The sequence below is a fragment of the Lamprocystis purpurea DSM 4197 genome, from assembly GCF_000379525.1.
Lineage (GTDB): Bacteria > Pseudomonadota > Gammaproteobacteria > Chromatiales > Chromatiaceae > Thiodictyon > Thiodictyon purpureum.
This window is the reverse complement of the sequence record NZ_KB902538.1, coordinates 24,033-30,831: the sequence shown is the minus strand read 5'-3', so window position 1 is coordinate 30,831 and position 6,799 is coordinate 24,033. Positions and strand designations below refer to the sequence as shown.

General features: G+C 67.8%; 4 protein-coding genes. 1 reads left to right on the top strand and 3 read right to left on the bottom strand.

Translation table 11 applies throughout. The features are described 5' to 3' along the window. The first annotated feature begins 14 nt into the window (after positions 1 to 14). The gene (locus A39O_RS35275; protein ID WP_051088888.1) at positions 15 to 788 is read left to right on the top strand and encodes a transposase; all 774 of its coding nucleotides are present in this window, start codon (positions 15 to 17) and stop codon (positions 786 to 788) included. A gap of 33 nt (positions 789 to 821) precedes the next feature. Here A39O_RS35275 and A39O_RS37150 read toward each other — a convergent pair whose 3' ends face one another. The 3 genes from A39O_RS37150 to A39O_RS0125975 all read right to left on the bottom strand — a co-directional run bounded on the left by A39O_RS37150 (position 822) and on the right by A39O_RS0125975 (position 6,790). Then, complete coding sequence (locus A39O_RS37150; RefSeq protein ID WP_020507584.1) at positions 822 to 1,850, bottom strand: Uma2 family endonuclease; 1,029 nt, start codon at positions 1,848 to 1,850, stop codon at positions 822 to 824. A 238-nt stretch (positions 1,851 to 2,088) separates the two neighbouring features. After that, on the bottom strand, positions 2,089 to 3,684 hold the full coding sequence (locus tag A39O_RS0125980; protein WP_020507583.1) for an NACHT domain-containing protein: 1,596 nt from the start codon (positions 3,682 to 3,684) through the stop codon (positions 2,089 to 2,091). A gap of 403 nt (positions 3,685 to 4,087) precedes the next feature. Then, positions 4,088 to 6,790 (bottom strand): phospholipase D-like domain-containing anti-phage protein, encoded by a 2,703-nt coding sequence (locus A39O_RS0125975; protein WP_020507582.1) that lies wholly within the window; start codon positions 6,788 to 6,790, stop codon positions 4,088 to 4,090. Between the last annotated feature and the right edge of the window lie 9 nt (positions 6,791 to 6,799).

Sequence of the window (6,799 nt, the reverse complement as noted above, 5' to 3'; positions counted from 1 at the left end):
GCACCAAGCGCAGCGTGGACTGGGTTGGCTACAAAGTTCACTTCACGGAGACCTGCGACCCGGGGACTGCGCATGTGATCGTGAACGTCGAGACCACGGTGGCGAGTGTTCCCGACGCCCACCTGCTCACGACCGTGCATGCGTCGCTCGTGCGCCGCGAACTCCTTCCCGCCGNGCATCTGGTCGACATGGGCTATACCTCCCCGCGCGTCCTGGTCGAGAGCGCGCGCCGCGACGGGGTGCGCATCGTCGGCCCCATCGCCGAGGACACCAGTTGGCAGGCGCGCGCCGACAACGGCTTCGCNAAGGCGGACTTCCACATCGATTGGGATGCGCAAATCGTGGCGTGTCCCGCCGGTCACCAAAGCNGCGCNTGGGTACCGAAAACCGGAGTTCCCGGGATCGTGGCGGAGGCGCGTTTTTCCCCTCAAGATTGCGTGCCCTGTCCGCACCGTGAGGACTGCACGAAATCAAAGAAAGCATTTCGTGTCATTCCCTTACAGCCACAAGACCAGTACGAAGCACTCCAAAACGCCCGCCTGGCGCAAACCACCGAGCCATTCCGTGATGCGTATGCCGCCCGCGCCGGGGTCGAAAGCACCCACGAGCAAGCTGTCCGCCGCTGCGGGCTGCGACGGTGCCGTTACATCGGACTGGCCAAGACCCGTCTGCAGCATGTCGTCACGGCCGTCGCCGTGAACCTGATACGCATCGGTGACTGGTTGACCGGTACACCCCTGGCCCCCACCCGTCGCTCCCGGTTTGTCGCCCTGCAAGCGGCCGCGTGAGGGGGCAGGGAATTCGCCACCAGTGTCCGTTCCTCACTGCATCCGACCCTGCGCGAGGCGTGCCCGCAGGGCCGCCAGGTCGTGCTCCAGGCGCTGCCGTGCCTGGGCCTCGGCGTCGGCCCGGTCCACGGCCTCGCGTTTGGCCCGGGCCTCGGCATCGGCCCGCTGCGCCTCGGTATCGGCCCGTTGCGCCTCGGCATTGGCCCGTTGCGCCTCGGCAGCGGCCCGGTCCAGGGCCTCGCGTTTGGCTTGCGCTTCGGCATCGGCCCGCCGCGCCTCCGCTGCGGCCCGCCGCGCCTGCGCCTCGGCCTGCCGCGCCGCGGCCGCCGCGCGCTCCCGATCGGCGCGCCAGCCGGGCAGGACGAAGCCGGCATAGACCGGATCGTCGCGTAACGTCTCCAGGTCCGGTCGGCGCGCCAGGTCGGTCGGGCGGAATTGCAGCCCCGGCAGCACCCGCGAGCAGATGACTCCGGCCTGCGGTGCGATGGGCGTATAGAACCCGGTGGGGGTGCGGGTGTAGAACGCCTGGTGGGCGGGGTTCTGGTGCAGGATGTAATACTCGGGTACGCCCCCGGCGGCGTATTCGGCCTTCTTGATGACGGTATCACGCTCGATGCCGCTACGCTCTTGGTCGGACAGAGCCTCGATACAGAGGTCGAAGACCCCGCGGTAGGAGCAATCCAAGGGCAGCAGCGGCTGGGGATTGTCGTTGCGCACCACCCCGAAATCGGGCTTGCGGATGACGGTGCCGCTCGGCAGCGGCAGTCGGAAACCCATCTCCAGGCCGACCAGCTGCGCGCAGGGGTGGGTGCGCAGGAAGTGCCGCACCAGTTCGCCGAACCAGGCATAGACCAGAAAGGTCTCGTAATCGGACACCGGTTTCTCCTCCAGGCGGCCGTTATTCCACTCGTAATGGTGGTCCGACTCCAGGTAATACTCAGTCCAATAGACCGCCTCCGAGACCAGGAGACCGTCCGCGGAGCCCGCCGCGGGCAGGCGTCTCGGCGGCGGGGCCGGGACCTGCGGTGCGGGTGCGAGTTGGGTGGCGGCGCTGGAGGACATGGGTGGCAGGTGTCCGGTCTTGGAATTGCAGGAATCAAGCCTAGCACGAAGCGGGCGGGATCGGTGTCGCTGCCGCCGGCAGCCTGTTGGCGGCGAGGCTGATGGTGGATGCGGCTGATGGGGGTTTGGGTGATGCGGTTCGAGTACTCACCGCATCCTACGGCGGGCGCGGTCAGCCGGAAAGGGTGAGGGCGGCGAGGATGGCCGCGCGGCCCCCGCCGCCGGTGACCTCGCGCAGCTAGCGCGCGGCCAGGAACTCCTGGAAGGCCAGATGGATGAAGCGATACACGCCGTTGCGCTCTTCGAGCACGCGCTGGCGGGCGTGCCGCAGAAAGTCGTCGATGCGTGGGATGAAATCCGCTTCCTGACGCAGGGCGGCCTTGAGGGCCGGCTCTTCGAGTGCGCGGCCCTGGTCGCGGCCCTGTTGGTGCAGATGGAAGTCGAGATGCTGCGCCATGTCGCCAAACAGCTTCCAATCGGTCGACAGTTCGCGGATATCGCCTTCCTCGCGCCCGTAGTCGACCTGCAGGAGGGCATTGATGGCCTTGTCGAGCAGATCGGCGCGCTCGTCCGGCAGCCGCCGGTTGTTGACATGCACGATCAGGAGCAGCCGCACCATCAGTGGGCTGTCCACCAGCGCCGACACCTCCTCGCCCTGACGCGCGCGGCGCCCGGCTTCCAGGCGTGTCATCCCGTCCACCAGGTCAGTGACCCGCTCGGCTTGCAAGGACGCATCCCGCGGGTGGATACAGGCATAGGCCTGCTGCACCATGGGGACGATGTGCTGCGTGAAGTCCAGCGGCTGCACGACGATCTCGCGAAAATCCGCGCCCAGCGCGGTGCGTCCACCGCGGTAGGCGATGGTGCGACAGGTGACCAGGACCCGCATGGCCGCGCGCCCGCCCACCAGGTCCTCCATCGACTGACGCACCTCGGCGCGCTCGTCCTCGTTTGCCACCTCATCGAGCCCGTCGAGCAGCAGCAGCACGTCGCGCCCGTCCTGGAGCAGTTGCACGAAGAAGTCCGCGGGCAAGTCGAAGTCCGCCTGCCGACTGATCAAATGGTGCGAGATGAAATGGGCAATGGTCCGCTCGCGCGCCGGGGCCTGGCCCGGCAGTTGGCGCCGATAGCGCGCGAAGGAGGCGAGCGGCACGACGATCGGCAGCGGCAGGGCGCTCGGGTCGCTGCTGAGGCCCAGCCATGCGCAGGCCGGTTCGGGCGTGCCGGTCAGCAGCGAGCAGGCCAGTGCCCAGGCCATGTGCAGCAGGACGGTGGTCTTGCCGGACCCCGGTCCGCCGATGATGACCAGGCGGGGGCCGAGCCCAAGCACCTGGTTGAGCGTGATGTCGCCTTCCGGTTCATCGGCAGCGGTGCCGTCGGGCCGCCCATCGGGGCCCCGCTCGTTCCCGCCTTGGTGCGGCAGCGCCGCGCCGACGCGCGGCAGCGGTCTGGCCCGCAGCGGGACATAGGCCGTCTCCAGCGGCAACAGCACCACCGGCGCCCCGCCTGCCCGCTCGATACCGCGCAATTCGATGGACTGGGTGCGGGTACGCAGCCAGCTCAGATAGCCGGCCACCTGGCGGGCGATCTGCTCCTTGGAGAGCGCGCCGCCCGCGGCGGCATGGTAGTGGGTGACGATTTGAGTGCCGGTGACGATGGTGCCGAAATTGTCGGCGGTCTTGACGCCGGCCGCCCCGATCGCATCGCCGCCGCTCTGGGCGATGGCGCCGGCGCCGGTCAGATTCGCCGATTGGGCGGCCTTCAGCTCGGCGATTCGCCGTTCGAGGCCCGCCCAGCCGCGAGGTCGACCGGCTAACGGCCGTGGAAGGAACATCCGCCACCCCGGACGATGCATGTCCCCCGTGGGAGCGGCGTCCCGCCGCGATGGGTGCCGCGGTGACCTCGAACGGTAGGGCGACGCGCCCGACCCCATCGCGGCGGGACGCCGCTCCCACGGGGTCGCTACGCGACTTTCACGATAAAGCCTCGACCTTCGGTGTTCTTGCGGCCGGTGCGACGATCGATGCCCCTTCCGACGAGTCGCGGGCGAATAGGGACACCGGGTAGGGGAATGATACCCCGGACCGCGATCATCGCGGCGATCGGGCTGAAGACTGACCAACGATACGCGAGCCGATGGTCGCAACACCTTGGTGCTCTTTGTGCCTTTGTGTGAGATTTTCTTCAACGATCTGTTTGGCGCCGGTGGCTCTTTCCAGGTGGAAGGACGTCAGCGTTCAGCTTTGGTCTTCACCCCAGCCGCGGGACAGGGCGCGTTTGCGCTGCTGCGCATCCAGCACGCGGCTGCAACTTTCCCAATCGACTCGCTCTACGCGATGGTAGCGAAGCTGAAACGGGTGCCGGCGCGGTACCGCGTCGATCGTTTTCCTGGCCGCATCGACTTCGCCCAAGGCCAGGTCGATCCACAGGTCTTCCAGGATGTCCGGTATCTGCCCGAATAAGGTCGCAATGTTCTCCAGCCGTTCGGACAGCAGTTCATGCACCCGATCCTCCACCGACCCCGCGTACCGCAGGTTGTATATGTCCACGGTGTCGCGTAATTGGCCAATCCGCTGGATGCGGCCTTTGCGTTGCTCCAGGCGGGAGGGATTCCACGGCAGGTCCAGATTGATCAGGGTCCCGAGCCGCTGGAGATTGAGCCCCTCCGACGCGGCGTCGGTCCCGATCAGCACCCGAATTTCCCCTTGCCCGACGCGCTCCTTGAGCACCTCGCGCGGCGTGCCGGTGAAGACCCCGTTGTGCATGACCCCGGAACGCCGGGCGCCCGCGTAGATGCCGATCTCCTCCCCCGGCATATCCGCCGTCAACTGCTCGGCAAGCCAGTAGACCGAATCGAAATACTGGCTGAAGACGATACAGCCCAGTTCCCGCCAACCCTGGTCCAGGAGCTGTGCCCGCACGATTTGGTACTTGGGGTCCCGCTCCTGGTTCGCCTCCAGGGCCTTGAGAAAGCGTTGCAGCACCGCCCGCTCGGCGATCGTCAGGGTGCGCAGTTGTCCAAGGGTCTCCTCGTCGTCCTCATCGTCATCCAGCGTCGTCCATTCGGTGAGCAGCTTCTCCACCGTCCGGCGGCCCGCCTCCATGGTGCTGCCGACGCGGCGCAGCAGCAGGGTCCGGAAGAAGCCGGACTTGGCGCGCTCGGCAAGCAGGCGGCAGAACTCCTCCGCCAGGCGATAGGCATCCTCCAGAAAGGGCGGCAGCGGGACGGCATCCGCGTTGCGCTCGCCGTGCAAGCGCACCTGTACGGGCTTGAGGAAGGGCTCGCCGGTCGCGGGATCGATGGTGGTCTCCAGGTACTCGCGCGTACGCAGTACGATATGCCGGATGAACGGGTTGGCCTGCTCCACGAAACGCGGGAAGACGCGGCGGATGCGGGTGAGGTCGGGTGGCTTCAGTTGGTCGAAGCTGCCTCCGGACGCGCTCAAGTCCTGGTCGGTCAGGCGCAGAAGCCGCCGCAGGGCGCTGTAATCGGGTCCCTCCGAGGCCGGCGGCAGCGGGTTACGCATCCACGCCCAGCGGGTGATGTCGTCGGTTGTCGCAGCGGACGCGCCGAGCAGCAACTCCAACGCTTGTTGGGGTTTACGCCAGAGACTGCCATACCCTCCGAGCACCGCGTCGGAGCCCCTGGCCAGGGCATCCAGCAGGTCCCAGGCTTCGATGGGGTGGATCTGGACCGGGGTCGCGGTCGCCAGAAGCAGGCTGCGTGTGCGTGGGGAGATGTCCCACAGGAAGCGCAGCAAGTTGTTCGGCTCGGCCGGATCGTATTCCTTGCCGGCCGTCAGATTGCGGCGCCGGGCGCGGTGCGCCTCGTCCAGGATGACGCACTCATAGCGCCCGTTGACCAGCCAGTCACGCGTCTGCGAGCCCGCGACGATCAAACCGGTGGAGACGATGCCGACCCGCCGGGGGCACTTGCGGATGGACTCGGGGCCGGCGCTCGGATGCTCGATGGCGTTCTCGTCCACCCAGTTCTGTCCGTCCCAGACCGCGCAGGGCATATCGAGCAGGGTCTTCAACTCCCCCTGCCACTGCCAGATCAGCGGCTTGGGTGCGAGGATGAGCACCGGCCGATCACCCGACAGGGCCATGAGCTGCGCCGCCATGGCGAGTTGGATGGTCTTGCCCAGGCCCACCTGGTCGGCGAGGACCAGGCGCGCACCGGGCGGCCTCCCGCCCGCCCCGAGGTGCGCGTCGAAGGCGAGCTTCACGAAGTGCTTCTGGTGTTCCCAGAGCCCCACCTCCTTGCGGTAGACGGGGGACTCGATGACCGGCGCCGCCGGATCGGGCCGCGCGCGCCAGTCCTTCAGGTCCGGGATGACCGAGCGGGCCGCGAGCCGGCCGATGTCCTGCACCACCGCGTCGGCCAGTTCCACCGCAAAGGGCGAATGCCACAGGGTGTCGAACTCCTCCTGCACCCAGCGCACGGCGTCTTGCGAGTCGTCTTCCCACAACAGCTCATAGTTCAGGCGCCAGGCGGTCAGGGACTCGTTGACGCTCCCGAGAAAGGCGGTCTGCCGACCGTCCGCCAGGGTCAGGACACCCGCCTTGCCGTGGATCAGACCGAAGTGGGCGTCCGGGACCACGCGCACCTGGAGCTTACCGCTGCGCAGGAAGTCGTAGAGGCGTTGAAAGCGGGGCCGCGCGGCTTCCGGAAACCGCTCCGGCTCCGCGTCGCACCACTCGCGCCGCATGGCCGCCTGGGCCGCCTGCTTTGCCGTGGCGATGTCTTCGGGATGGAGTCCGGAGTTGCAGACCAGCCGGACTTGACCTGCGAGTGCTTCCAGTTCCTCCCCGGCCACCTCCAGAATCGACGACGAGAAGAACCCGGCGATCCGGTCATAGCCGCGGGCACCGCGCAGCCGCTCGGCCAGAAAGCTGCGGTCCAGGCGTTCGCGGCGGGAGGAGAAGCGGTTGATCATGCCGATGCA